1 protein-coding gene is annotated in these 898 nt (G+C 30.1%); it reads right to left on the bottom strand.

Features of this window, described 5'->3' with window-relative positions; genetic code table 11:
• Positions 1–138 precede the first annotated feature (138 nt).
• Positions 139–898 (bottom strand): DUF4386 domain-containing protein (locus tag ACH5TW_RS00145; RefSeq protein WP_439334446.1); only part of this gene is annotated, 760 nt, incomplete at its 5' end.

An 898-nucleotide genomic window follows, 5' to 3' on the forward strand; every position in this document is an offset into this window, starting at 1 on the left:
CAACGTGTTCGTGTATGAATTAGTTACGGAAAAGGACACGAGTCATTTTCCGATTAGCACCTAAGATAATTAATTGTTAGGAATTTCCGATTAGGAAATTCGTAGTAATTAATTATACACGTTGTTGTGTGTAGTTTTTTATCCGTTTTCCTTTTCTAATAATGGTGAATTCAGACCTTTGAAAATTAGCCAAAGTGGAAGAGTTAATTGAATTAAAGCCATTGGAAGAAGCATGTCCATGCTTATACCATGTCCAAAAATTGAAAGCAATTCTTCGGTGAACATAAGTATTACCGCAAATATTCCAAAAATCGATAGAATTTTTGGGACTAGTTTAGAGATATACAATGTGTAATACAAAATAAAAACAGGAAAACAAGAAATCAAAAGATAAAAGTAGTGTGTCCATCGGTGCCTTTGATAAACAAGAGTCTCCAAAATTTTGATTGAACTATCATTTCCGCTTTTTACATATTCATTGCTCAGTTCCAAGATAGATACTACACTAACGTTGTCAATCATTAAAGCAATAAAATTTAAAATGCAAAACGCGAAATATAAATATGCCAAAAAGGAACTGTGTCTTTTAAATGTTGGTAAAAGTATTGTTGCAATAATTATAGATACTATTCCATTAATAATTCCGAGTAGAGTAGAACTAATAATTTTATTTGAATTTTCTGAAGTGCTAGTAATAAAGTTTTCTGAAAAAAGTACAGAACCTTGTAAAAATTGAAAAATGATAATTCCTGAAATAAAAACGAATAATAATAACACTCCTGCAATTCTGCCTGTTTTTTGATTTGATTTCATTTTTTTTATATTTGATTGATTGGCTATCTGACGGTTCTTCTTCAAAAATGTTACAAACTGGCAGGTTTTCAAATTGCACACAACG

This window comes from Thalassobellus sediminis (assembly GCF_044386045.1).
GTDB classification, from domain to species: domain Bacteria; phylum Bacteroidota; class Bacteroidia; order Flavobacteriales; family Flavobacteriaceae; genus Thalassobellus; species Thalassobellus sediminis.